The following is a 25,709-nucleotide window of genomic DNA, read 5'->3' on the forward strand; positions in this document are numbered from 1 at the left end:
AAATGATTAGATTAAATTGGAATTAACTCATTAAAATTTCAGGTTTATTTATGCGCGTTTTTTTACGCATCTCATTGATATCACTACTAACCTCTTCTGCTGTCGTTGCTGAATCCTCCCCTCCCCCTCCTTTATGGCAGTCGCTCAAAAATTATTGGGCCGGATCCAAAGTATCAATGACGCCTGTAAAAACTGAAGCTAACTTAAAAGAAAACACACAAACGATAGATCGCGAGGCGCCAAGCTTAGGGGTGTGGGGAACACTTAACCGTTTCTTCCAATCAAAGTCGTCTACCACTCAAGATCCTCTTAAAACGACCACCTCTAAACCCGAACTAACTGAGATTGCATCTCAAAAAGCACCTGAAAACAATACCTCTGAGAAAATTGAAAAGTCTGGTTACTTTTATCATCAGACAATTGTTCCCCATAAAGCAAAATATACAATTAAATTAGAAAAAAATTATGGAGATGATATTTCGGATGCAACTGGCGAGATGACAATTAATGTCTATGATACAGGAGACGGCCTCGTTTTTGAGCAAAATTCTACATTAATTATCTATAATGGCGATGGCGAAGGCGAACTCATTATTACAAACTTAGCCACCTGGCAAACCTATGACGGCAAAAGATATCGATTTAACTCCCGCACGCTCCGGAATGGGGAACAAGAAGAAGTGATTAAAGGGGAAGCCTTAAAAGATGATGAGGCCAGGATTACCCGTATTACTTATACGCGTCCTACTTTCTCTCAAGTGACGACGCCTTACGAAACGGTTTTCCCTCTGCACCACTTAATTCATTGCCTTGAAATGGCTAAAACTGGCCAATCTGTTGTGTCGGATATCGTATTTGATGGCAGCAGTGAAACACATGAAGCTGTTAATGTGGATACTCTGTTAGGCGCACCGCAACCCACAAAACTGAAAATTAAAACGGACCAGAATATTTTAAACAAGAATCAGTGGCCCATGCGCTTAGCTGTTTATGCCCCCGGCAGCAAGAGCCCTGAACCCGATTATGAAATGGAGCAGAAAGTGTTAGATTCGGGAGTGGTGGAAGAAATGACATTGGATTATGGGGCTTTTCAGGTCAAAGCAACCTTGGAAAAAATTGACTTCTATGCGGCTAGCAAATCACCCTCATGACCGCCATTGTTAAAAAATCCATTGATTTATTTGGACATTCAACGTCCATCACAATGGAACAAGAGTTCTGGGATGCACTCAAACACATCGCAGAACAACAAAACAAATCAGTCCGCCAATTAGTTCTTGAGGTTGATCGTTATCGTTTAGAAAGCAACTCTCCTCATAACTTATCAGGCAGTCTAAGAGTCTTCATTCTCCGATATTTCATCAATCAAAGCAAAACTCCCCTATTGCGAGGAGATTAAAGCTCTGCGAGGGGATAAAATTGTTTGTAAATTACTCTCTGTAGTCGAGCTTAAAGCATCAGCACTCTTTCGTAAGAGTGAACCGCAATCTGTTGAAAGTAATGTAGAAGGCACACCTTCTTCACAAGCAAACATATCTTTTTTCGCTAGAATTTTCTCTTCCCTAACAGGCACTGGTGCGACCAAAGCACCTATCTCTTTCAACTTGCCTACCTCGTGGATTATGCCAAGAATTTGATGCCAGGGATCCACCTCCGTCAGTTTATCGGTCAATGTATAAATGGATATTTCTTGGAGATTCGGATAAAGAGAGCGCCAAGAGTCTAGGATATCGGCTTTAAATCTATCTGTATTGCCTCTGCTGTCATCTGCAAAAAATATTGCTTTAGTCTTGCTTGCTATATCTTTGCTAAAATAATAGAGAGCATATGCTTTTTGGCGATAATAGATATCTTTTCTTGAAGAGCCTGGCGCAACGGTCGCTGCTGGATCCTTAACAGACACCGCATGACCTGAGGCCATTACAAGTAAATTTTTTTCTTCCCCTTCTTCATAATGAACGACAGGCATTTCTGCAAGTAAGCTTTTAAAGCCTAGCTTTTCTAGACGCCCTAAGGTTTCTTTAAAGCCAGCGAGGGGCTCGCCATAAATTACTCTGTGCCAAGCACTGGAAAAAATAACATTTATTTTTTGTCGGATAAGCCACCAAACAAAGGGGACCGCCGCTCCTCTTTCTAAAATAGTATCCTGTGGGTTAAGATAAGTGGGATCAGATTGATTGGTTAAGGTTCCATCCACATCCAGAATGACAGAAATTTCCTCGGTAGCAATACCTGCCTGCAAGCAATTATAAATTTGAGTTATCATCTCACTAATCGATTGCACCTGATCCAATTCTCTCATTGTTGGATTGACCATCCCTTCCCACTCTTCTAAAAGGATTGAATCGGCCGCCCTTACACCAGCATTGCTGGCTATCAAGCACATCCACAAAGTAAAAATTGATACCAATCTAATCACAAATAACCCCTATCACTATAACCATTAAGCAAAAGATATTTTGATTATTGTAAACAATAGAAATTAATCTACAACTAATATTTATTATAATTTCGATCAAAAAAATAAATTATTATCATAAAGGTAGCTAGAAATCAAAGCAAATAACCGCTAAACTGGTTTAAATGAATTAATTAGAAAGTAAGACGCAATGGCTCCTGTATCTGTCAAAAACTCTTTCCACCATCTGTTGCGCCGAGCAATCCGGTACTACAAACTCTTCAAAACACCGATAAAATGGTTCGTAGTAATTGTCGGTTTGGCCATTGGATATAAACTTATTCCTGTCATAATTTTGTCGAATATGAAGCCCCCGAGCGTCATGGTTAATGTGGAAACAGCACAAGAATCGGAATGGGCCGAAGAAATTAAATCTATTGGCACAATTGCCGCCGTTCAAGCTGTAACCATATCGCCAGAAGTCGGCGGCTCCGTTGTCGCTATTCATTTTGAGTCCGGGGATAAAGTTAGTGAAGGAACAAAACTAATTACACTGAATGATGCCGCCGAACAAGCCGACTTGCTGCGGTATAAAGCTCAACTTGAAATTTCTAAACTGACCCTTGATCGGTCCACGAAATTATCAAGTCGCGAAGTGGAAGCCAGGGCTCGATATGATGAAAAGAAAGCCAAAGTCGACGAAACCGAAGCCTTAGTCGCACAAGCCAGCGCCGTTATCGAGAAGAAGAATATCCAAGCTCCTTTTTCAGGCAATTTAGGGATTCGGCAAATCAATTTAGGAGACTACCTCCAGCCCGGCACCTCTATCGTTACATTGACGAATTCTGATAAACTATTTATCAACTTTAATCTTGCTGAACGATATGCCAATGTGGTCAAGGTTGGCCAGAAAATAATATTTAGCGTGGATGCCTATAAGAATGAAGAATTCGAGGGTGTTATCACAACCATTGACCCGCAAATCTCTAAAGATGCTCGCAATATTGCCATCCAAGCTTCAGCGGACAATAAAAACCATAAACTCCAAAGTGGTATGTTTGGTGATATTCGTGTGGTTCTTCCCACAGATACTAAGGCCATTACTGTCAATGAAACAGCAATTGATTATGGGCTGTATGGGAGTTCTGTCTATATTGTGGACAAAAATGAAGCTGAAGAATTAATTGCCCGCAAACAATTCGTTAAAACTGGCATTCAACGTCAGGGGCGAATTGCTATCACCGACGGCGTCAAAGCAGGTGAGCAAATCGTGACAGCTGGTCAACTTAAGTTAAACAACGGGGCACATATTTCTATCAGCGATGATAAGGGGCCTGCCACACCACCCATCACGCCAAAACAATAGAGGCTATCAATGAAATTTACCGATATATTCATTAAAAGGCCAGTACTCGCCGCTGTCATTAGCACCTTAATCTTATTACTTGGACTTAAATCCATTTTCGCAATGCAGGTGCGCCAATATCCCGAACTCACGAATACGGTGATCACGGTTACCACGAGCTATCCGGGCGCAACGGCTGATCTGATGCAAGGGTTCGTAACCAACCCTATCCAACGATCCGTTGCCTCGGCTGAAGGTGTTGATTATATCACCTCGACAAGTCGCCTTGGCGTTAGTATTGTTAGCGCCTATATACGACTCAATTTCCCGCCTGATGTGGCCATGACCGAAGTGTCTGCAAAGGTGCAGGAAATTATAAGCGAGTTGCCACGGGAAGTTCAATCACCGGTCATAAAAAAACAACGGGTGAGACCTATTCAATTCTCTATGCTAGTTTTTCGAGTGATCAGTTAAGTAATGAACAAATTACAGATTACATCAATCGTCAGGTTCAGCCGCGTCTTGCCACTGTATTTGGTGTTTCCCAAGTTGAAGTTTTAGGAGGCCAAACCTTTGCGATGCGCATCTGGTTAAACCCAAAGAAAATGGCGGCCAACCAAGTTTCATCCGCTGAAATTTTATCAGCGTTGGAACGCAACAACTATCAATCAGCCCCCGGTGAGACCAAAGGTTTGCTCGTGGTCAAAAGCGTTGATGCCAATACAAATTTGACCTCAGCAGATCAATTCCGCAACATCATTATCAAAACCAAAGGTGATGCTGTTATTCGGCTACAAGATATTGCAGAAGTGGATTTAGCAGCCCAAAGTTATGATTCCGTGGTTAAAATGAATGGTCAGAAATCCGTCTTTATTGGTATAAAGACCACCCCAACGGCTAATCCTTTGACCGTTGTTAAGGATATTCGAAAAACCTTAGATCAGTTTGCACCGAATTTTCCACCATCCTTAAAGATGAATATTGCCTATGATGCAACTAAGTTTATCCAATCATCCATTGACGAAGTGGTAAAAACTTTATTAGAAGCAAGCTTTATCGTCATTTTAGTTATCTTTTTATTCCTCGGCAGCTTCCGGGCGGTTTTTATTCCTGTTGTGACGATTCCTCTGTCCATTATTGGTGTTGCGACCATATTGCTTATGCTAGGATTCAGTATCAACATCCTAACGTTGTTGGCCATGGTCTTAGCCATCGGATTGGTTGTAGATGACGCCATTGTTGTGGTTGAAAACGTCTATCGCCACTTGCGGGAAGGCAAAACACCGTTTGAAGCGGCCTTGATTGGAACGCGAGAAATTGCTATTCCCGTAATGTCCATGACGATTACGCTCGTGGCTGTTTATGCCCCTATTGCCTTTATGGGTGGGCTGACGGGAACCTTATTTAGAGAGTTTGCTCTTACTTTGGCAGGGGCCGTTATTATTTCAGGGATCGTAGCTCTCACCCTATCGCCGATGATGTGCAGTTTGATCCTAACAAAAGACTCGCTTGACTCAAAGTTCGCACACCGCGTCGAAACTTATTTTGATAATATTGCTAAAGCTTACGAAAAGCGCCTCAAAAAAGTCATTCACAATCGACGATTTATTGTCTTCTGTTTTGGGGTGGTTATGATTTTAACCACTTTATTCATGCCTCATATTTCCAAAGAACTTGCTCCTCAAGAAGATCAGGGGATTGTCATGATGGCAACCAAAGGCCCTCAAGGTGGCAATATTGATTTTATGGAATACTATTCTGATCAAATGATTAATAAACTTAGCCATTATGAAGAAATGGATCTATTGTTCACCATTGCCGGTATGGATACTGTTAACAGTGGTTTTGGCGGACTTATTGTTAAGCCATGGTCGGAAAGAACCCGCTCAACCCACAGCATTCAGCAATCAATTCAAGAGGATCTAGGTCAAATAACAGGGGTACAAGGCTTTGTGTTTCAGCCATCGCCTCTGCCCGGCAACGCTGGGGGTATGCCTGTACAATTTGTTGTTAACAGCCTTGGGGATTATCAAATCATTTATCAGCTTGTGGATGAGTTAAAACAAGCCGCCCGTCAAAGTGGTCTCTTTATTGCTGTGGATAGCGACTTAGAATACAATCGCCCAGCCATCAAATTAGAGATCAATCATGATAAAGCCAATGAACTCGGCATTAGCATGCAAGATATTGGCACTACTTTGTCAACATTTATGGGTGGCAACTACGTGAACCGCTTTAACTTACTGGGACGCAGTTATCAGGTAATTCCCCAAGCACCCCGTGCCGAACGTCTTTCGGAACAATCTTTAAAAGATTTCTATATTCCGACTACTTCGGGCAAACAAATATCACTGTCCACCATTGCGACAACGAAGGTAAGCATTGAACCCAATCAGTTAACTCAGTTTAACCAAATAAACTCAGCTACCTTCCAAGCTGTTCCGATGCCATGGGTTAAATTAGGTGATGCTATTGCTTATTTAGAAAATTATGCTAAGAAAAATTTCCCTCAAGGGGTCACTTATGACTTCTTGAGTGAATCCCGCCAATACATTCAAGAAGGGAATGCTTTAATACAAACCTTTATCTTTGCCTTAATTATCATTTTCTTAGTGTTAGCAGCCCAATTTGAAAGTTTGCGAGATCCATTTATTGTGATGTTAAGTGTACCAATGTCCATTTTTGGTGCAATTCTCATGCTCTTTATAGGCTTTAGTACGATGAACATTTATTCCCAGATTGGATTGGTTACCTTGATTGGCTTAATTACCAAGCATGGTATCTTAATTGTAGAATTTGCCAACCAATTACGAGAAGAAAAGAACTTAACAAAACAACAAGCCGTTATCGAAGCTGCTATGATCCGTTTGCGTCCGATTATGATGACAACCGCCGCCATGGTTGTGGGATTAATCCCTCTACTCATGGCATCGGGTGCTGGCTCAGCCAGTCGGTTTAGTATTGGGATTACAATTGTGGCCGGCATGTTGATTGGGACATTCTTTACAATCTTCATTGTGCCTACTTTTTATGTGATGATTGCCAGCGATCACCTTAAGTCTACTAAGGCTTAAGGTGGTTAACATGATTAATAGCAATCCTCAAACTATTTAATAAAAGGTTGTAAAAGAAATAAGTATACTGCCCTCTTCAAAAGAGGGGGCACTACTATTTTTACAACACATCAAGAGGCGCTATATAATTGATCGCCTCCATTTCTTTAACTTTTTTCATGAAAGAGAGTGCTTCCTCTTTATTATCAAAAATTTTAGTTTCTGACTCTTTATGATGAACAGTTACAATGCCTTTTAAATGGTCATACTCATGCTGAAAAACACGAGCAGCAAAACCTTCTAATATCTGTGTAATTTGTTGTCCCATTTCATTAATATATTTAACCTTAATTTTTTTATAACGAGCGATATTCACGAGTTTATAAGAGGCCTTTCCTAATATAACGGAAAAACAGGCTTCCCACTTTGTATCTGTCTCTTCACTGAGGGGGGTCAAATGAGGGATTGATTACGGCGATTTGATGGGCCTCACTTCTATCTCAACTGAAGATAAAAATATTCTGATTTATTCCAATTTGTGGTGCGGCCAAACCCGCCGCAGGCAATAAAGGTTTCAATGTATTTTTTAAAAGAGGGATCGTTTTCTGCGCCTCTTCTAAACCATTTTTTTCTAACTTCATATCCTGAGAAACCCTCGTCAAATGCTGCTCGCTATCTTGATCCAAAGTTACAATGGTTATCGATTCAGTTGTGTCTACCATACTCACACTTCCTATATAACTAATTACTTTAAACCTATATGCCTCTTCATTTTATCCCACTATATTATTAGGAAGATAGAAAAGGATAATAATCGTTCATTATTAATCTTAGGTAAATAAGAGGGAGCCCAACGATGCAACGGAAAGAGGCTTTTTATTTTTTTCCCTGAGGAGACTCCAGGCCCCCTCATCTTTAATTTTCTGAGCTTATTTAGAATCACTTACTTGACGACGTTTTTCAAGGATTCGTTTCAAAGCAGGATCCATAGTCTCTTCATTTCTTCTCTCGGTGTTAGGGCTCCAGCTTCCTCTTTGGTGAGGGTTAACGCCTCGAGGAGCAAACTGTTGACGAATAGCCAGATTATTCTGCATGGCTTGTCGGCCTTCTTCATTAAACATACTATCGTCAAACGGTAATGGCTGTTGACGAATACTCCGATTACTTTGCATTGGTTGGGAGGCATCCCCCTTAACTCTATTATCTGACCCCTCAGAAGACAGGATTCCCTGATTTTTAGTTACTTCAGCGCGCTGCCAATATGACAATAATGTATTATATTGCTTATCCGTAACAGATCGATTTTGTAAGATTTGTTGAACGGACTCTATGATTAAATCCGCATTACCGTGCTGCAAAGCCGCATCAAAAAGCTGAGAAAAATTCTGCATTTCGTCTTCAGATGGGGTTGAAGAATTTTGCATAGCCTGCAAACCTAAAGCCATTCCTAAGCTTATTAAACCAACGGATATGAATTTTATTTTCATAACTGGATCCCCTCAAAAAAATTAAACCTCCTAAGATCTCTTTATAAATAGAGATCAATATAGTTAATTATGCGTTTATTTCCCCTTTCAATATTTTTATATTCCCCTTCTATTATCCATGGCTCTTGATTTTTACGTCCTATGCTTTTACTCCCCTTCTCTTGTTGATTTTACAAACAAAAGTCCTCATATTAAATATATGATAATCCCTATAATAATGACTTAAATTATGGCTGCACCTCAAAGCACAATAACACTCTTTAAAGAATCAACAGATAAGCATATTGCGACTGCAAAAGATGTCCTAACCAATGAGGCAGACGCCCTCCATGTTTTGGCTAATCAGTTAGATCATCATTTCTCCCATGTGGTGAACCTATTACTTACCATCAAAGGACGGGTGATTGTAACAGGTATTGGCAAGAGCGGCCACGTAGCCCGTAAAATTGCAGCAACCTTTGCCTCCACGGGACAGCCAGCCTTTTTCGTGCATCCAGCTGAAGCAAATCACGGCGACATGGGAATGATCACGCCGGATGATGCTGTCATTGCTTTATCGAATTCTGGCGAAACAGCAGAGCTAGCCAATTTAATTGATTTTACTCGTCGATTTAATATCCCCTTGGTGGGCATCACACGCAATCCTGAAAGCACCTTACACAAACTTTCAACCCATCCTTTGTGCGTTCCCCGTCACCCCGAGGCTTGCCCTATGGGTTTGGCTCCCACAACATCAACAACCATGATGTTAGCTTTGGGGGATGCCTTGGCGGTAGCTCTTTTAAATGCGCGCGATTTTACGGCCTGCGATTTCAAAACATTTCATCCTGGCGGATCCTTAGGGGGCAAGCTGCGTAAAGTCAAGGAATGCATGCATGGTGAAGATAAGCTCCCGCTCGTTAACCAATCGGATGTTATGCATGAAGTTTTAATTGTTATGTCTCAAAAAGGCTTTGGTTGTGCGGGCGTCATTGACAATCAAGGTGTCTTGGTTGGTGTCATAACTGACGGAGACTTGCGGCGCCACATGGGGATAAATTTTTTGCATCAATCGGCCGTCGACGTTATGACTTCTTCGCCCTTAACCATTACCCCCGATATGCTCATGACAGAAGCTTTGGCGTTAATGAATCATAAAAGAATTACATCTTTGTTTATCTTGGTAGATAATAAACCGACAGGTATTATTCATGTGCATGATTTCCTGCGCGCTGGAATTCAATGATTGTCAGAGAAACGATAGGTAATAATGAAGTTCACTCAACCAAAGCGAAACAAAAAACTAAAGCGTATTCTGCCAGCTCTTACAGTTTTACTGATTTTAACCATAGCCTTTTGGCCAAATATTTATAAATGGTTGTCGCCTCCCCCACCAGCGCCTAAACTTGTATCAACAATTGCTCAAAATTCTCCTGAAAAACCTAAAGATTCAATAGCGAATGAGGCGAGAGATATTTATTTTGATGGCGTCGACAAAAACAACCAACCCTATACTCTGACAGCCAAACAGGGGACTGAATTCAAGGAAGGGACCGTTGAGCTGACAATGCCTACCCTCACGCTTAAGTTGAATTCGGGCCAAACAGTGGTGCTGCGATCAGATAAAGCCATCCTTTATAAGGAACAGCAAAAAATTGAATTAATTGACCATGTGGTTTTGACCCACACAACGGGCTATGAATTTACCACTGAAAAAGCGTGGCTCGATATGAAAACCTCCACAGCCTTTGGTCATGATCCGATTGCAGGAACCGGCCCCCAAGGGCAGCTCTATGCAAAAGGTGGGTTCAAATTAAGCGACAAAGGTGAAAAGGTATCCTTTATTGGGCGACCAGAATTACTTATTCAAAAAGAGGGCAAATAAATGTTAAAAAACACAGTTTGGTTATTAATGTTATCCGCCGCCCTCTCTCAACCTAATGAACATAACAATACTATCCGTATTATTTCTGATACGATGGAATGTGATCAGCAGAAAAATATTTGCATCGCCACAGGCAACGCTTTTGCTGAACATCCCCACGATCCGGACAAACGCACAATTAGAGCAGAAAAATTTATCGCTCTTTTTGAAAAAATGAATCAAAACGCTCAATTAAAAAAGGGCGAAACCAACAAGAGCGATCTGAATAAAATTGAAGCACATGGCCATGTTGTTATTACCGATAAAGACACTGTTATTCTGTGTGATACAGCAATTTATGATCACCCAACCCAAACGATTGAGTTATTTGGGAATGTAAAAATTACCAATGAGCAAAATCAATTAAATGGGACTTATGGTCATGCAGATTTGAAAACAAAAAAATATCGTGTTACCAATAAAGGAAGCCAAGTCGAAGGGCTATTCGTTAACGCCAATAAGAAAGCAAAAAAATAATGACTGGTCACAAGGAACTTGAACAGTCCCCAGGGCTGTGGGCAGAAATGTTAGGTAAATCCTATCAAAAGCGCCCGATTCTGAGAGGAGTAAGCATCCATGTTCAACGGGGCGAAGCTGTCGGCTTATTAGGACCGAATGGCGCTGGAAAAACAACGTGTTTTTCAATTATGTGTGGCTTAATCCACCCCGATAGTGGCTTAATTTTTCTCGATGGGATCGATTTAACCCATATGTCTATGTATCGCCGCGCCCGGCTGGGAATTGGATACCTCCCTCAAGAAACTTCTATTTTTCGCGGTCTAACGGTTGAACAAAACATCCGATCTATCGCTGAACTCTTTATAGAAGATAAAACAGATCAGCAAGAGTGTGTGGAACGGCTGATGGAAGAATTTTCTGTGACCCATTTACGCCAATCGCCCGCTGTGGCCTTGTCCGGCGGGGAACGACGACGCGTTGAAATCGCCCGGGCTTTGGCGGCCTCGCCCCAATTCTTACTACTTGATGAACCGCTCGCGGGAATTGACCCCATTGCCGTGAATGAAATTAGAGAGTTAATATTTCATTTAAAAGAACGAAATATTGGCGTTTTAATCACTGATCATAACGTGCGCGAGACTTTAGACATTGTTGACAGGGCTTATATCCTGCACAATGGCAAGGTTTTACTAGGGGGAACCCCCCACGAAATTATTTCTTCAAAAGATGTGCGTCGCGTTTACCTTGGAGAAAGATTTTCCATGTAATCTGAGTATATGAAGACTCAGTTACATACATATTTAAAGCAAAGCCAACAGCTCAACCTGTCGCCTCAGATGCAGCAGTCCCTTCGGATATTGCAACTGAGCACCGTCGAAGTGCAAGAGCTAATTGATCAAAGCTTATTAGAAAATCCGTTTCTTGAACAAGAATCGGCCCATACTAGTTTTGCCGCCCCTCAAGATTCCTTAATCGACGACAATCCCTATACCTCTTACTGGAAAGAACAGCAAGTTCGTATCCCAAATTCAGATGTAACGCACGATACCAATGCTCAACCAAGCACATTAAAGAGCCATTTAACGCAGCAACTTTTTATCACGACGCCCAATCAAAAATTCCGTGACATAGGGACCTATTTAATTGACCATATCGATGAAGATGGTTACTTAAGATTACCCCCTGATGATCGGACACTGCAAACCTGTGGCCCAGAGATCTTGAATCAAGCAATCAATCTAATCCAAAGCCTTGATCCAGTGGGGGTGGGGGCCAGAACCCTAAGTGAATGCTTGGCGCTTCAACTGAAGGATAGAGGGCTTTATAATGAAACTTACGCTGCCATTCTTGACAATCTTCATCTCTTGATCGAAAAAGGTCCTCTTGCGTTGGCACAAAAGTGTGCCCTTGATGTCGAAACTTTTAGAGCTAAAATGGATCTTATTAAGACCCTAAGCCCCCAACCCGGTTTAGCTTTCTCTCCGACAGAAACCACCATTTATATTACCCCTGACCTTTTATTTCGGCGCTATAATGGCCAATGGATCGCTGAACTCAATAAAGAAGCCTACCCCCGCCTGTTTATTGACGAAAAATCCTTTACGGCTGTTATCAATAAATGCCAATCAATTGATGACAAAATATATATGAATAAGCAAATCTCATCCGCTAATTGGCTCGTCAAAAGTTTGGAGCAACGCGCTATAACGATGCTCAAAGTAGCCAATGCCATTATTCGTCATCAGATCCATTTCCTCAATCGTGGTCATAATTACCTTACCCCTTTAAAATTAAAAGATATCGCCACCGAGGTTGATATACATGAAAGCACTGTTAGCCGAGCTGTCACCGGTAAGTATGCAGCGACACCGTTCGGCGTCATTGAGCTTAAATCCTTTTTCTCTACCGCCTTAAATGAAGAGCAACCGACTCTCTCCAATAAAACCATTCAACTTCAGATCAAAAAGCTAATTGACATGGAGTCTAAATCATCACCATTGTCCGATGATCAGCTGGTGTCAACGTTAAAAACATACGGCATTAGTGTCGCTCGACGCACTGTGACAAAATATCGCGAATCCTTGCAAATTCCCTCTTCTTATGAGAGAAAAAAGATGGCAAGGGTACTTAATTTTTAACAAGTTCACACTATACTTATGATGTGTACTACATTTAGGAACGGAGGACTCGATGAAAACAATCATTACTGGAAAGCATCTCGACATTGGGGAAAGCCTTAAGGCTCATATAGAAAAATCTATCACTGATATGGTTGCAAAATACTTTGGCGCCGTCCTCGAAGTTCATGTGAATTTAGCAAAATCAACTCATACTTTTGAAACAGATCTGGCATTCCATATTAGCCGCCATTTTATCGTAAGAGCGCACGCTGAAGATTCAGATCCCTATCGCTGCTTTGATCTGGCGATGCATAAAATGGACAAGCGCACCCAAAAGTATCGCTCACGCTTAAGACAAACCAAGCGTCATGAGAGTTCTGTGGAGAAAGAACAAGCCCCGGCCCTCACCTATGTCCTCAACGCAGAATCAGAGGATAATGGGGAAGACGAAAATCCTATCATTATTGCTGAAATGGATTCCGTCGTCCCAACGGTTTGCGTGAGTGATGCTGTGATGCATATGGATTTAATGGATCAGACTGTTGTGATGTTTAAGAACGTACGGTCAGGAAAAATGAATGTTGTTTTTCGGCGTCAAGATGGCAACGTGGGTTGGATTGATCCATCATAGCTTCTTTCACTCTAATAAGATGGAAAAAGAAAGGAGCCAAGTGGCTCCCTTTTGATGAGATTTTTATATTTAATCAATACCATATCTATAAGAAGCTGAATATTTAAGTTGCTCTTCTAAGGGACTGGTAGCTTGTCGCCACAGCTTGAATGTCGCTGCTTGTGCATCGGTGGCGCCGTTATAAATTCTTTGAAAATAACCATAATTTTTCAATTCATAACCGAGAACCACTTCTTCCACATCAGACAAAGCTCCATAATTAGTGAAGGCTACCTGAACAAGGGGGTTCTGAGTTTGCACATCAATCAAGGTTGATGCTGACATATAGCTTCCCGGTCCTAACCGCGCTGCTTCATCAGCAACAGAGCGGAATACAGGATTTTTTAACGCAATCTTAAAGGATTTTAATGCTTCACCTTGCATATACCACCGCGTTTGAATTTTCTCAATAACTTTATCCGCAAGCATTTCGATAAGGGTGGTTCCACCGCCTTGCATATCTAAAGCATCCGTCATCCAGCTATATCGAGATCCTTGTAATCCTTCCATTGCCATTGTAGTATCTGCCTGGGCAGGTGAGGCTATGGCCGTCATAGAAACCATACTAAAAAGTAGTAATGTCCGCATTTTATCCTCCATTTTTTTGCTATCCACACTATTAAATATAGCGTAATTAATTAAGATCAAGTTAAGGGGCGACTTAACCAGTAACAACATTCTTAAACACTATGACTATTTAACCACTTTCAACCCTGCAAGTTTTTTCTTGACAGTAATTCCCTCAGGCTCCATAACTAATTTATGATGATAAAAAATACAGCACTCAAACGCAAACTCCTCAAGCGCAGCGCGCGCTAATACTATTTTTCCACCTTTCACGTCCATAAGTTTATCCTTTAAGTTTGAGTAATGTGATGTCCCTCGCCGACCAGTTTTTTAATATATTAATGATTATTGATGACTTCTATTGGGGTCATATTGGATTCACCCTTGTTATTTGTATGGGGCTTTATTTCACCATCAAATCTAAATTCTTTCAGTTTCGTATACTTGCCAATTTTGGTAATACCCTCAAGGATCTTCATTGTGAAAAGGGACATGATGATCAGGGAGTCAGTCCTCTTCGTCTTTATTTCGCCTCTGTTGGGGGAATGATTGGCCTGGGAAATGTTGTGGGTGTAGTCACTGCCATTCTCATTGGGGGGCCGGGAGCTTTAGTTTGGTTATGGATTGGCTCTATTTTTGGGATGTTAATCAAATATGCTGAAATCTATCTAGGCGTTAAATTCCGCGTTAAAAATGAGCGCGGCGGTTTTGACGGCGGCCCGATGTATTATCTCCAACGCGCCTTCAATATTAAGGCTATCCCCATACTCGCAGCTATTTTATTGTGCATTTATGGTGTAGAGGTTTATCAGTTTGTCATCATCACTGATACTTTAACAAATACTTTCGACTTCAATAAGATCGCCGTTATTGTCGGCCTTATTGGACTTGTCATTTATACGGCGCTTGGCGGCGTGAATCGATTGGCAACCGTCTGTACCATTTTGATGCCAGCATTCATGGTTATTTATATCTTAATGTGTCTCTATGTTATTGGGGCGAATTTAGAAAGCTTAGGCACTGTTTTATCCACGGTGTTTTCATCCGCCTTTTCAGGCCATGCCGCCGTTGGGGGGTTCGCTGGCAGCACCTTTATTCTGGCAGCCCAAAACGGTATTGCAAGAGCTGTTTATTCTGGCGACATTGGGATTGGGTATGATGCAACCATCCAATGTGAGACTCGCACCATTCATCCCGAACGCCAAGCACGTATGGCAATTTTTGCCCTTTTAAGTGATATTGTTGTTTGCACCATGAGTATGATGGTTGTCCTAATCACCGGATTATGGTCCATATCACCGGTTTTATTACCATCCGAATATGTGGCAACAGCCTTATCAATGCATTTTCCTTATATGAACTATTTTATGGCTGTCTTCTTTTTTCTAGCAGGGTTTACCACGATCATTGCGTTCTTTACTGTTGGTATGAAATGTTCTCGATTTTTGTCCCATAAGTGGGGAGAAAAAATTTATTTGATATACGGCATTTTTGCTTTTAGCTTCTTTTCATTCTTTGACCAGACCAAAGTTATCTTGATTATGACTCTCTCCGGGGGTCTATTGATGTTGATTAATCTCGCTGGCATTATTAAACTTAGAAAAAATATCGAGTTCAAATAGCGTAAGAACGGGGGAGGACATTGCTTTACCTGGTTTCCCCCTTACACACGCATCATTGGTTGGAGCATGTATGTGGTTTAAAACATATTTAAAGATTTGGTATTCCTTGAATTGGCGCGCCTTTTTATACAGCCTTAGCTTGTATTTCTTGTTACTATCAATATTTGCCCTAAGCTTGTTTTACTCTTTGAATCAGGGCTGGCTAGAGTCTTATCGCAACTTTATATTAAGGCTGTTTAATTTATCAGAAACGGGCGAGATTCCAGTTTTCTCTCTTACCAGGATTATCTTTGTGGAAACACTTAATGCCACTCTGACTTTACCCTTAATATTTATTGCTCTACGCCAGTTACCATCTATTCCCTTTAAAGGATTTAGAATCATCTATAACTCTCTCTGGAAAACCTTCTTGCTTGTTGGTCCGGGGGCTTTTTTAATCTACTTATTTAGCTATTTAACCATCTGTGGGTGGCTGCATCAAGAAGATGAGGTTTTCCAAATAGCCTTAGCCATCTTAACTTCTCTTATGGTTATGCCTTATGCTTTTAATAGAGATATTGTCAATCATAAAGGATGATGAAGCAAAATCTGACGACTCTGCCCCCTCCCCCTCCTTCTAATTTTTAATTCTGATACAGTTTTAGGTTATCAACCTCTACTTCAAAGTAGGGGTCATTGTGAATAATATGGGATTGTTCAATACGGCGATTAATGGTTTTTGTCACCCGCTTTGGCGTAACCCCTTCAATACTACCGACATAAATTGACGGAACAAAGATACCTTTGCAATTTAAAGCGAGCGTATAGCGACGACCACTGGGTACTTTTGCAGCCTCAACTGCCGTTCGTAATCCATCCCGTAGGCAGTAAAACTCATTGGTCATATGCTCGCCTGTGATCATCACCCGTTTAGAATCCGATTCAGCTCGATCTACCCGAAACTTCATACCGTGAATCTTATCTCTATTAGCCTCTAACCAACCATTGATTACTTTGGTCAGCTGATCCGCATCTTGCGATTCAACGTTTGCAATATAGCCGAGAGTCACATTGTATTGTTTGTAAGGAGTACCATCCAGCCTTGCCCCGCTGTTCTGCACAAAGACCTCGTGCAGGTGGTAAGCCGACTTTTCCGTCAACGGGCCCTTAACTGCAAGAGTTGCAGCCATTGAAGAAGATAACAAAGTTGCTGCAAATAAAATAGCTTTCATGAGAAAAAACTCCGATTCCCTGTTTGAATTCATTATATCTCAGGCTATAACTATTTTGAATAGTATTTTATTTTTTTGAGGATTTTATGAAAGATTCACTGAAAACCAATCGAGGGATCATCCTTTGGTTGTTTGGCTCTTGCTTCCTTATTTGGCTTATGATCATGCTGGGTGGTGCTACACGGCTGACCCATTCAGGCTTATCAATTGTTGAATGGAAGCCAATTGTTGGCATCATCCCTCCCTTTACCGAAGCCGCTTGGCTTGAAGAATTTGCAAAATACCAACAATTTCCAGAATATCAACTGATTAATCATGGCATGACCTTATCCGAATTCAAGTTCATCTTCTTTATGGAATATTCCCATCGATTGCTTGGACGCTTAATTGGGTTATTCTTCTTTATTCCGCTCCTCTATTTCTGGGCCCGCGGGCAACTAACACCAGGGTTAAAAAAGATGTCACTGGGAGTCGCCGTCTTAGGAATGGCCCAGGGCTTTATGGGATGGTATATGGTGAAAAGTGGTCTTGTCAAAGACCCAAGTGTTAGCCATTACCGACTAACGGTCCATCTTGTCCTAGCTTTAATTTTATTTGGTGTTTTGTTTTTTGCAGGTCTGCGTCATCTTTATCCTAATGAGAAAGTGGTAAAATCTCCGACAAGTAAAACAACAGTTATGCTTGTTCATTTTTCAGCGTTAGCAATTGTCCTGACGATCATTTATGGTGGTTTCGTAGCAGGTTTAAAAGCAGGAAAAATGTACAATACATATCCTCTCATGGGGGGCGACTTTATCCCCACCGAATGGGCTTATCTGTCCCCCGTATGGTTAAATTTCTTGGAAAATCCAGCGACTATTCAATGGGTTCACCGCACCCTTGCTGTTATCACCATGGCATTAGTCATTTCTGCAATGATAGGGGTAATGCGCGCCAACTATGGTAAAATTGTTAAAGGCTCTGCTAAATTGATGATCATCGCCATCGTCTTTCAGGTCATTCTGGGAATTACGACCTTAGTACATGTTGTCCCTGTTAGCCTTGGAACATTGCATCAAGGGACAGCCGTTGTCGTGTTAGGCTTAATGTTAACGGTAATTTATAATATGAATCGTCGAGCTTACGACTGAGAAAAAATCCGGCCTCCTTCACTATTCATCAACATTTTTATCCTAGACTAAATAGTGAAGGAGCCTCCCATGCAAAAACTAATTGCCCTTATCATCTTACTTGCAACACCTGCCTTGAGCATTTGTTTAATAGATTGCAACACAACAAAGTGTGCTGATCTGAATTATTACATGAAAAAATGCAATAAGTGCAAATCCGTAGGGAAAAAGTGTGCCGCCAGTTTTTGTGCAAATCATCCAGAACTATGTAAAAACAATCAACCTTTACGTCCCTTATCAGTAGCGACAGCAGAGATGAGAGATGAACGCTTACATGATGTTTGTATGGTCCCTCTTTTTGCTAAATTTACCTTTGAAGGAAATATGAATTCCACCTTAACACCAGACAACCTAAATACGCTCAACATTGTATTCTTTGAGCAAACTAAAGGGGAAGCTCATAAACGTAACATTGGCTCGGTTCGCAATGTTTTAGCAAACTATTTCGCCCTTCTTTATCCAGAATTAAAAACTTATGCCCCCAAAAAAGCGTCTGAACAAGTCAGCTTGATGATTCGGATGAAATTCGGAAAACCTTTGGAACAATGCTCCAACCTGGATTTTCATACTATAATTGACACCGTTCGCGCAGAAATTTATAAAAGAAAAGGCATTCCACTAACCAAAGCCTCTGAATCTTATCAAAATCGAAACTATCCCGTCACCATCAGTAAAATGGGATGTCACTCTGAAAAACTTTTTAAACCGATTCGATAAAAATACTTCTTTAGGCAAGCTTTAAGAATAATCTGATTGAATTAACGGGGGATGGACGATATAATATAAGTGTTGTCCACCTTAAGACAGTCCCTTCTACCATGTTTAAAAAGGCTTTCTTAATCTTTACAAGCCTTCTAATATCAACTGATACCTCAAATGGTTATGCAAAGGGAAAGATCGCAAAATCAGTAACCATTATTAGTACCCAATCTTGTGATAAAGCAAAAAATAAGATTACGGATCTATTGGCTGACAAAGCCACCGTTATCTACCGTTTAGCCATTGATACCAATGCTGGTTCTAACCTTATTCCCTCAGCCATTACTAAAGAAAATGTTTTGTGTATCCTGGGTTCAGGAATAACCATCAACGCAGAAGCTTTGACTCACGAAATTCAAAAAAATGAAGCAAATGGTATAAAAATATCCCCTCAAAACCTTAAGATTGCAGCTGATGCTCCCCTGAGTCTACCAATTCAGCACGCTCTGGAAAATATTGGAGCCGATCAAATGGGCACCATAAAAATTTTTGCCAAAGATCTGGTCGGTCTTGACCAGGAAGAAAATAGTGCTGTTTTTAAGGAAAAAGTAGAAAAAATCATGATCCTCCATAATGCTTTGCGACGAAGTTATGGTAAACCTGAACTTAAAACCAGTGTGGTTATTTCATTCTTTAAAGAGTACGCTCCTAAAATTGTCCCCTATATAAGCGATGTGACTGTTGAGCTTATTAAATTCCATACAACTGACCAGCCAATCTTGATTGATGGTAATAAAGATGCCAACTTAGGTTTTAAATTTAAAGACAACCTTATCATGGATGTGGTGGATCTTTACAAAGCTGCCCAAAGGGAAGACGGATGTCTGGATCTTTTCACCTTAAAACGGCTCATCAAAATAAACGGAATATCGGCTTTGGCCCTCGCCAATGGCGAGATGTTAGATGGATTTGGAACTGTAAAAGTCTGTATGGGGTATGAAGTGAATGGCGAGCCTCTCGAAGGCCTACCGCTCGAGCCAGCCCTTCAGGCTCAAGTCAAACCAATCTACAAAGAGTTCAAAGGTTGGAAAAATACGAAAGGGGTCAAAATCTATCAGGATCTGGATCATAACTATCGGATTTTCATTAAGTTTCTAGAAAAGGAAACAGAACTTCCCGTAGCAATCATTTCGACCGGCCCATCCGCGCGAGATACTGTCATGCGTCAAAACCCCTTCACCATGAAGTTGGGCGAATGAAGAGGGCAGAGACAATAAAAACCCACTCCGGCCAGAAGATGGTGTCTTGTGTTCTCATTTTTGATAAAGACGGTTATGTTCTGGGCACGGCTCGCAAGAACGATCCAACAGCATTTGGCATGCCCGGTGGGAAATTAGAGATTGGCGATAATTTTTATCAAGCGGCCATTCGCGAAACTCTGGAAGAGACAGGCGTAGATCTAACGCTCTATAAACTTACGCCTATTTTTCGGGCAGCAGACAGCCCTTTTGATGTTATCACCTTTTATGTGGATGATGGAATCCTTTTAGAACGCCCCCTCTTAAAGCCTGGCCATGGCGAAGGTGTTTGTCGTTGGATTACATTTAAAGAACTGGCGAGCGGATTCTTCCCTGTCTATAACATGGCGTTACTCAAAAATCTGCCAGCGCATTTGAAAAAGTTCTATCAAAAAGAGAACTGGTACGAGAGTTTAGAAAATCAAGATGTAATGGCTATGAGTAACGAAGAAGTTCGGCAGGTTATTTTAAATACAGTTGACTGTTTTTTGTAATATATTGATTTTCTTCAAAAAAGGACATTTATTTCTCTGAAAAAGGAAAATGATAATCGCCGTACCAAAGCCATCTATATGCTTTTATATGAGGTAACAGTTAAATTAACGGAATGCTTTGATGGTGATCCACAGGTACTCAAAAACTTAAACACTACACCTAAGGCTCAAATAGTTAGTGAGGGGCATTATTCTTATAAAAATAATGCCGGCCATAATGTGGCGCCTTCTACCTCCATTCCTGCCACCAACTAATCAAAAATATTATCATTTATTGAACAGTTTATAAGGGGACGCTTTCTCATAAGAAAGCGTCCTCATTTACAAGTCATCAGACTTTATTTTACCCTCTTCCTTAAATCGTAATCTCCACACCCTCTCGCTCGACAAGGCAAACAATATCCCACCTACTTCAGCCTAGCAATTGGCATTGAGGTTATTTCAGCATATGCTCCTTTGCCTTAATGAAGCAGGATATAATATAGTCAGTTAAATTGAGACAGGCAAAGCCTGGAATGTTTACAAAATAAGACTAATCCCCTTAAAAGTGTCCCTTATATGCCTCCCATCCTTCTCAAATTAACCTCATCTATCAAAATTCAACACTGAGAAAACTATGAAAGGGTTAAAAAGCTAGCAAAACCTTGCCCCACCTTAAAGCTCGTCGCTCAATCCATTAAAAAAGATATTGATTTTTACGTGAAAATTATTTTAACTACAAAACAATAATAATTAATTAAATAATCATTATTAAAAAATTAATTATTGAAAGAAAATTACAAATGCTGAATAAAAAAACCAAGATAAATATAGCAATTATTTGTGCAGCCTCAGCCAGTCAACTCCAATTTTCATCTGCCACAGATGTTGCTGAAGTAATTCAACACGAAAGTTGGTTCAGGGGAACTTATAACGCTGTCGTTAATCATATAACGGCTCATCGAGAATCCTATGCCGTAGCAGCTGTAGCAGCCACAGCCACTGCCGTCGCCTATTTAACCTTTAGTAATACAGATTCAAATAATGCTGACAATGGTATCAGTGAAGCTCTTTTTTGCCCCCCAGAGCTTAGAAACTCATGGAATCAGTATACAGCCGGCGGTTTGCTTCAGCAAATAGACATTCATGGTAATGCCTATACCTTAAGTGGGGGTTCGCTAATGGGTGCGGAAAATTCACCCTTGTCAACCTTAGTAGATTATTTGTCAAACCTAAAGGCGGCAGATCAATTGCTAGCGGGACCCTCCTATGCTTTTGAGTTAATTGAACAGATAAGCAGTAACTTTTGCAAATATGCATTTGTGAGCTTTGACGAACAATCCTGCACTCCACAAGGAAACGTTACTATTCACCAAGGAAATATGTGGAAATAGATGGCTTCCTCTGCCTCTGGCTATCCAATTTTCTGAGACCAGAAAGTAGGTCGGTTATTGAACGAAGTGATTGCAAGGGAATTGGATTAAATCTCCAAAAATCTTGCAATTATTTTTATTGGGTTTTAGAAATATACCCTCATCAACCCATAGAAAACCTGCCAGAGGATTTATTTTAATAATCCTTTGGAAAACACATTCTCTCTAGATCATAAATTGAAGGAAAAATCTAAGATACGCTCTTTTACGGCTAGCAATATATTGGGGAACAGCAGCAATTGTAACATCGACCAGTGGCAATGGAAGTTATACAGCAATTAGCTCTCAATCTTTCTATGATGCCCCTTTCCCATTTTGTTGTCCTGTGTTAAAATTAAGCAAATTTTTTTGTTTATTGAGAATATCGATGTCGCAGCAACTACAGCAATGGCAAACGGAAGTTCAGGCCTGTCAGTCAATTCGTGATTTAGAAGAATTAAGAGTACGTTTACTTGGAAAAGCTGGCGAAATTACCTCCCTTCTTAAAACATTGGGAAGCCTCGCGCCCGAAGAACGTAAGGAAAAAGGGGCTGAGATCAACCACTTAAAGCTTGTCATCACCGATAGCATTGAACATCGTAAAGGCCAGTTAGAAGAATTAGAGCTTGCCGATCGTCTTCTTAAAGAAAAAGTGGATGTCACGCTGTCAATTCGGCCTGAACCAAGCGGCAGCATCCATCCCATTTCTCAAGTCATGAATGAGATTACGGCATACTTCTCTAATTTTGGTTTTGATATTGCAAGCGGTCCCGAAGTCGAGGATGAAGATCATAACTTTTCAGCCCTTAATATGCCGGACCATCACCCTGCCCGCCAATCGCATGATACTTTCTATATGATGCCCGATGAATCGGGAATCCGAAAACTCTTGCGCACTCATACTTCAACAGTACAAATTCGCACCATGCGTCGGCAACAACCCCCTCTTAGGATCTTAGCACCTGGGCGAGTGTATCGGAATGATTATGATGCCACTCACCACCCCCATGTTTCATCAAATCGAAGGCCTGGTCATCGATAAAGGCATTAATTTTGGCCATTTAAAAGGAACCGTCATCAATTTTTGCAAGCATTTCTTTGAAATTGAAGATCTAAAATTCCGTTTTCGTCCCAGCTTTTTTCCATTTACAGAGCCCTCGGCTGAAATGGATGTAGGGTGTGATCGCAGCGGTGGTGGTATTAAATTTGGTCAGGGTAATGACTGGCTTGAAATTTTTGGCTGTGGTATGGTCCACCCCAATGTTCTTAAAAATTGTGGCATTGATCCAGAAGAATACCAAGGTTTTGCCTTTGGATTTGGTGTAGACCGCTTTGCCATGTTGAAATATGGTATCCCGGATTTACGCTCTATGTTTGAATCTGATGGTCGCTGGCTAAGCCATTATGGCTTTTCACCTTTCGGAGGAAAATAATCCATGAAATTTACATTATCTTGGTTAAAAGACCATCTTGACACAACCGCAACCCTTCAAGAAATCTGCGACAAACTCGTTAACCTTGGGCTGGAAGTGGAAGGTGTAGAAAATCCGGCAGAAAAGCTAAAAGGTTTTGTTGTTGCCCATGTTGTTGAACGCGATAAACATCCCAATGCGGATCGCCTCAGTCTCTGTAAAATTGATGATGGTTCTGGCAAATTATTGCAAGTTGTTTGCGGCGCCCCGAATGTTCGTCAAGGCTTAAAAATCGCCTTTGCCCGGGAAGGAACTGTGATCCCAATTACTGGCCAAGCTCTGAAAAAAGGGGTGATCCGCGATATTGAAAGCCATGGCATGATCTGTTCAGCGCGTGAATTGATGCTGGGTGAAGATCAGGATGGCATTATGGAGCTGGAAGAAAATCTAACACCTGGGATGGAGCTAGCAGAAGCTTTGGGCCTTAACGATTCGGTCGTTGAGCTCGCCATTACCCCTAACCGTTCTGATTGTTTTGGAGTCCGTGGAATTGCACGCGACCTAGCAGCGAGCGGTCTTGGCACCTTAAAGCCTCTCACCTATAAACCCTTTGTTGGTAAGTTTGACTCTCCCGTTAAAGTGACGATTGATGATTCTCAAATGTGCCAGGAATTCCATGGCGTTTATATTCGCAACGTTAAAAATGGAATGGCGCCAGAGGCAATACGTCGCCGTCTTGAAGCGGTGGGGCAACGATCCATCAATGCGTTAGTGGACGTCACAAATTATATCACCCTTGATTTAGGCCGGCCTTTGCACGTTTTTGACGCCAAAAAACTGCAGGATGATTTAGTTATTACGTCGGCCCAAGATGGTGAAATTTTTAAAGCTTTGAATGCCACAGACTATACCCTATCAAAAGACACAACAATTATAAGGTCGGGCAATGAAATTGTTTCATTGGGCGCCATTATGGGAGGTCGCGACAGTGGTGCCACCGAAGAAACCGTTGATGTGTTTCTAGAATGTGCTCTTTGGGATCCCATCAAAGTTGCAACAACAGGACGCGAATTGCAAATCTTGAGCGATGCTCGCACGCGTTTTGAACGGGGCGTGGATCCCCATAGCATTGAGGCTGGAATACAGGCTGGCGTTCAATTAATTTTGAACTGGTGTGGCGGAGAACCAAGCCATACAACCATAGCCAATCACACGCAGGGTAAACCAAAAAAACAACCAGTACCCCCCCTTACGTTGACGCAGAATAAACTGTGGTCCTTGAGTGGCTTTGAAGTCACGCTTAAAGAAGCTGAAGAGATTTTGTCTCGTCTTGGATTTACTGTTAAGGCCGATAAAACTGAATTGATGGTTGTCCCCCCCTCCTTCAGGCCCGATATTGAAGGGGCAGCAGATTTGGTTGAGGAAATATTGCGTCTCATTGGCTATGACAATATTCCAGCGATTCCACTTCCACAAATTCCGATTAAGCCAAGGGCACCGCGCAAGACTGAAGTTATTCGCCAAGCATTGGCCAGCCGGGGTCTAAATGAAACACAAACATGGGCCTTTATTTCTGAGGATAAAGCCCAATTTTTTGGAGGCCAGGCATCTCACTTAACGATTGAAAACCCCATTAGTGTTGAAATGAAAATAATGCGACCAAGCATCTTGCCTAACCTATTGGATGCAGCGCTGCGTAATCATAACCGGGATCTGCAGAACTCAAGACTCTTTGAAATTGCGGCCCAATTTTCAGCTCAAGGCCAACAATTGATGGCCACCGGTCTGCGCTCTCATCATACGCATGAACGTCACTGGCAATCGCAACCCCGTGTCGTTGACGCCTTTGATGCAAAGGCTGATGCTTTAGCTGTTCTATCTGCAACCGGTTTATCCGGCACATCCTACCAGATTGAACAAGGGGCTGTATCTTATTATCACCCCGGCCGCAGTGGCACCATTCGTCAGGGTAATCGCATCCTTGGATATTTTGGGGAGATTCATCCTCGGGTATTGAAACAGTTTGATATTGATTTCCCGGCCGTGGGTTTTGAAGTCTTTGTGGATCTCTTGCCGGACATCAAACTGAAAAAGTCGATTGCTGCCTTTTCGAATTTACAATCTGTAACGCGCGATTTTGCTTTTGTGGTGGATCAAGATTTACCCGCTGACAAAATTGTTTCAACAATTTTAAAAACGGACAAACAGCTGATTACGAATGTGAGTGTATTTGATGTTTATACCGGTGAAAAAATGGAACAAGGCAAAAAATCTGTTGCTGTTCAAGTTCGCTTGGAACCAACCAAGGCAACACTGACCGATACAGAAATCCATGATCTTTCCCATAAGATTATCGATCAAGTAGCAAAAACAACCGGTGGAAAAATCCGAGAGTAAAATCAACTTCTAAT

25 protein-coding genes and 2 pseudogenes are annotated in these 25,709 nt (G+C 41.4%); 20 read left to right on the forward strand and 7 right to left on the reverse strand.

Annotated features, from left to right (window positions below; translation table 11 throughout):
* Positions 1-50 precede the first annotated feature (50 nt).
* Together ID47_RS06175 and ID47_RS06180 are read left to right on the forward strand one after the other, a co-directional pair.
* The gene (locus tag ID47_RS06175; protein ID WP_038464915.1) at positions 51-1,151 is read left to right on the forward strand and encodes an EipB family protein; all 1,101 of its coding nucleotides are present in this window, start codon (positions 51-53) and stop codon (positions 1,149-1,151) included.
* Complete coding sequence (locus ID47_RS06180) at positions 1,148-1,399, forward strand: ribbon-helix-helix domain-containing protein (protein WP_038464917.1); 252 nt, start codon at positions 1,148-1,150, stop codon at positions 1,397-1,399. The genes ID47_RS06175 and ID47_RS06180 overlap by 4 nt, the downstream gene beginning before the upstream one ends.
* Here the strand turns inward: ID47_RS06180 and ID47_RS06185 are convergent.
* The gene (locus ID47_RS06185; protein WP_038464919.1) at positions 1,382-2,419 is read right to left on the reverse strand and encodes a hypothetical protein; all 1,038 of its coding nucleotides are present in this window, start codon (positions 2,417-2,419) and stop codon (positions 1,382-1,384) included. The genes ID47_RS06180 and ID47_RS06185 overlap by 18 nt on opposite strands.
* A 190-nt stretch (positions 2,420-2,609) precedes the next feature.
* On the opposite strand from ID47_RS06185, the gene ID47_RS06190 reads away from it, so the two are divergent.
* Both ID47_RS06190 and ID47_RS06195 read left to right on the forward strand, forming a co-directional pair.
* On the forward strand, positions 2,610-3,764 hold the full coding sequence (locus ID47_RS06190; RefSeq protein WP_051908689.1) for an efflux RND transporter periplasmic adaptor subunit: 1,155 nt from the start codon (positions 2,610-2,612) through the stop codon (positions 3,762-3,764).
* Positions 3,765-3,773: 9 nt separating this feature from the next.
* A pseudogene (locus ID47_RS06195) lies at positions 3,774-6,817 on the forward strand (efflux RND transporter permease subunit).
* 100 nt (positions 6,818-6,917) lie between these two features.
* Here ID47_RS06195 and ID47_RS13685 read toward each other — a convergent pair.
* From ID47_RS13685 to ID47_RS06210, 3 genes are all read right to left on the reverse strand, one after another.
* Complete coding sequence (locus tag ID47_RS13685; protein WP_051908690.1) at positions 6,918-7,253, reverse strand: peptide deformylase; 336 nt, start codon at positions 7,251-7,253, stop codon at positions 6,918-6,920.
* Between the two features lie 43 nt (positions 7,254-7,296).
* A complete protein-coding gene (locus ID47_RS13690) occupies positions 7,297-7,518 on the reverse strand; it encodes a peptide deformylase (protein WP_038464921.1) in 222 nt (73 codons plus the stop codon).
* A gap of 207 nt (positions 7,519-7,725) precedes the next feature.
* Complete coding sequence (locus tag ID47_RS06210; RefSeq protein WP_038464923.1) at positions 7,726-8,283, reverse strand: hypothetical protein; 558 nt, start codon at positions 8,281-8,283, stop codon at positions 7,726-7,728.
* Positions 8,284-8,512: 229 nt separating this feature from the next.
* Here ID47_RS06210 and ID47_RS06215 point away from each other — a divergent pair, with 229 nt between their 5' ends.
* The 6 genes from ID47_RS06215 to hpf are packed head-to-tail and all read left to right on the forward strand — an operon-like array spanning position 8,513 to position 13,396.
* Entirely contained in the window at positions 8,513-9,508 is a 996-nt protein-coding gene (locus tag ID47_RS06215) for a KpsF/GutQ family sugar-phosphate isomerase (RefSeq protein WP_051908691.1), read from the forward strand.
* 24 nt (positions 9,509-9,532) lie between these two features.
* Positions 9,533-10,147 carry an LPS export ABC transporter periplasmic protein LptC gene (gene lptC, locus ID47_RS06220; protein WP_038464925.1) on the forward strand — a complete coding sequence of 205 codons (615 nt, stop codon included), beginning with the start codon at positions 9,533-9,535 and terminating at the stop codon, positions 10,145-10,147.
* The gene (locus tag ID47_RS06225; protein WP_038464927.1) at positions 10,148-10,663 is read left to right on the forward strand and encodes an LptA/OstA family protein; all 516 of its coding nucleotides are present in this window, start codon (positions 10,148-10,150) and stop codon (positions 10,661-10,663) included. It begins immediately after the preceding gene.
* On the forward strand, positions 10,663-11,412 hold the full coding sequence (gene lptB, locus ID47_RS06230; RefSeq protein WP_038464929.1) for an LPS export ABC transporter ATP-binding protein: 750 nt from the start codon (positions 10,663-10,665) through the stop codon (positions 11,410-11,412). The genes ID47_RS06225 and lptB overlap by 1 nt, the downstream gene beginning before the upstream one ends.
* A 9-nt stretch (positions 11,413-11,421) precedes the next feature.
* Positions 11,422-12,783 (forward strand): RNA polymerase factor sigma-54, encoded by a 1,362-nt coding sequence (rpoN, locus tag ID47_RS06235; RefSeq protein WP_038464931.1) that lies wholly within the window; start codon positions 11,422-11,424, stop codon positions 12,781-12,783.
* A gap of 52 nt (positions 12,784-12,835) precedes the next feature.
* Complete coding sequence (hpf, locus tag ID47_RS06240) at positions 12,836-13,396, forward strand: ribosome hibernation-promoting factor, HPF/YfiA family (protein ID WP_038464933.1); 561 nt, start codon at positions 12,836-12,838, stop codon at positions 13,394-13,396.
* A 69-nt stretch (positions 13,397-13,465) separates the two neighbouring features.
* Here the strand turns inward: hpf and ID47_RS06245 are convergent, their stop codons facing one another.
* Both ID47_RS06245 and ID47_RS12905 read right to left on the reverse strand, forming a co-directional pair.
* A complete protein-coding gene (locus tag ID47_RS06245; RefSeq protein WP_156956682.1) occupies positions 13,466-14,023 on the reverse strand; it encodes a hypothetical protein in 558 nt (185 codons plus the stop codon).
* A gap of 105 nt (positions 14,024-14,128) precedes the next feature.
* A complete protein-coding gene (locus tag ID47_RS12905) occupies positions 14,129-14,281 on the reverse strand; it encodes a hypothetical protein (protein ID WP_156956683.1) in 153 nt (50 codons plus the stop codon).
* Positions 14,282-14,310: 29 nt separating this feature from the next.
* Here ID47_RS12905 and ID47_RS06250 point away from each other — a divergent pair, with 29 nt between their 5' ends.
* Positions 14,311-15,624 carry an amino acid carrier protein gene (locus tag ID47_RS06250; RefSeq protein WP_038464936.1) on the forward strand — a complete coding sequence of 438 codons (1,314 nt, stop codon included), beginning with the start codon at positions 14,311-14,313 and terminating at the stop codon, positions 15,622-15,624.
* Positions 15,625-15,916: 292 nt separating this feature from the next.
* Positions 15,917-16,201, forward strand: a complete 285-nt coding sequence (locus ID47_RS12910; RefSeq protein WP_156956684.1) for a hypothetical protein — start codon at positions 15,917-15,919, stop codon at positions 16,199-16,201.
* 46 nt (positions 16,202-16,247) lie between these two features.
* Here ID47_RS12910 and ID47_RS06260 read toward each other — a convergent pair whose 3' ends face one another.
* Positions 16,248-16,835, reverse strand: coding sequence for a hypothetical protein (locus ID47_RS06260; protein WP_038464941.1), 588 nt, complete (start codon positions 16,833-16,835; stop codon positions 16,248-16,250).
* Between the two features lie 86 nt (positions 16,836-16,921).
* Between ID47_RS06260 and ID47_RS06265 the strand changes: the two genes are divergently transcribed.
* From ID47_RS06265 to pheT, 8 genes and pseudogenes are all read left to right on the forward strand, one after another.
* On the forward strand, positions 16,922-17,965 hold the full coding sequence (locus ID47_RS06265) for a COX15/CtaA family protein (protein ID WP_038464943.1): 1,044 nt from the start codon (positions 16,922-16,924) through the stop codon (positions 17,963-17,965).
* A gap of 69 nt (positions 17,966-18,034) precedes the next feature.
* Positions 18,035-18,721 carry a hypothetical protein gene (locus tag ID47_RS06270; protein WP_038464945.1) on the forward strand — a complete coding sequence of 229 codons (687 nt, stop codon included), beginning with the start codon at positions 18,035-18,037 and terminating at the stop codon, positions 18,719-18,721.
* Between the two features lie 101 nt (positions 18,722-18,822).
* Complete coding sequence (locus ID47_RS06275) at positions 18,823-19,962, forward strand: adenylosuccinate synthetase (protein WP_038464947.1); 1,140 nt, start codon at positions 18,823-18,825, stop codon at positions 19,960-19,962.
* On the forward strand, positions 19,959-20,495 hold the full coding sequence (locus ID47_RS11785) for an NUDIX domain-containing protein (RefSeq protein ID WP_051908692.1): 537 nt from the start codon (positions 19,959-19,961) through the stop codon (positions 20,493-20,495). The genes ID47_RS06275 and ID47_RS11785 overlap by 4 nt, the downstream gene beginning before the upstream one ends.
* Positions 20,496-20,573: 78 nt before the next feature.
* Positions 20,574-20,750: a hypothetical protein gene (locus ID47_RS12915; protein WP_156956685.1), complete on the forward strand. Its 177-nt coding sequence runs from the start codon at positions 20,574-20,576 to the stop codon at positions 20,748-20,750.
* Between the two features lie 527 nt (positions 20,751-21,277).
* Entirely contained in the window at positions 21,278-21,868 is a 591-nt protein-coding gene (locus tag ID47_RS06285) for a hypothetical protein (RefSeq protein ID WP_038464950.1), read from the forward strand.
* A 406-nt stretch (positions 21,869-22,274) separates the two neighbouring features.
* Positions 22,275-23,319, forward strand: a pseudogene (pheS, locus tag ID47_RS13905) (phenylalanine--tRNA ligase subunit alpha).
* 3 nt (positions 23,320-23,322) lie between these two features.
* On the forward strand, positions 23,323-25,695 hold the full coding sequence (pheT, locus tag ID47_RS06295; protein WP_038464952.1) for a phenylalanine--tRNA ligase subunit beta: 2,373 nt from the start codon (positions 23,323-23,325) through the stop codon (positions 25,693-25,695).
* The last annotated feature ends 14 nt before the right edge of the window (positions 25,696-25,709 follow it).

This window comes from Candidatus Paracaedibacter acanthamoebae, from assembly GCF_000742835.1.
In the GTDB taxonomy this organism is placed as follows: Bacteria; Pseudomonadota; Alphaproteobacteria; order Paracaedibacterales; family Paracaedibacteraceae; genus Paracaedibacter; species Paracaedibacter acanthamoebae.